Below are 395 nucleotides of genomic sequence, written 5' to 3' on the forward strand. Positions count from 1 at the left end.
AAACTATGCCTGGATACAGGTCGGCTGCATTTGCAAGATAAGATCGATCCATTTTTTGACTCTCGGCAAGTCGTTAGGAAATATGTGAAGTATGCTGAAGTCATACACTTATGGAATCTGCAATACACCGATAAGATTGAAAAATATCATTATCCAGTTTTGCCAGAACAGAGACCGGAGAAGGGTTGGGCTCCAATTGAAGAATACCTAAATATCATTAGAAAAGAGAATAGAGACGTTAAGATTCAGTTTGAGCATAGATCTGACTTTCTGACAGATGATGATTTGGAAAGATGTTATATGTGGGTGGATGAAATAATAAACGCTTAAGAGGCTCTCTTTGCTTCTCATTGGCTTCTAAATTCAGATTTATCCAAAGGGCTGCGATCATGGGC

1 pseudogene is annotated in these 395 nt (G+C 38.7%); it reads left to right on the top strand.

What is annotated here, in order from left to right:
- Positions 1-330, top strand: a pseudogene (locus tag KIH86_RS18990) (sugar phosphate isomerase/epimerase); the annotation flags it as partial.
- Positions 331-395 lie beyond the last annotated feature (65 nt).

It is taken from the genome of Paenibacillus sinensis (assembly GCF_019904155.1).
GTDB classification, from domain to species: domain Bacteria; phylum Bacillota; class Bacilli; order Paenibacillales; family Paenibacillaceae; genus Paenibacillus_AQ; species Paenibacillus_AQ sinensis.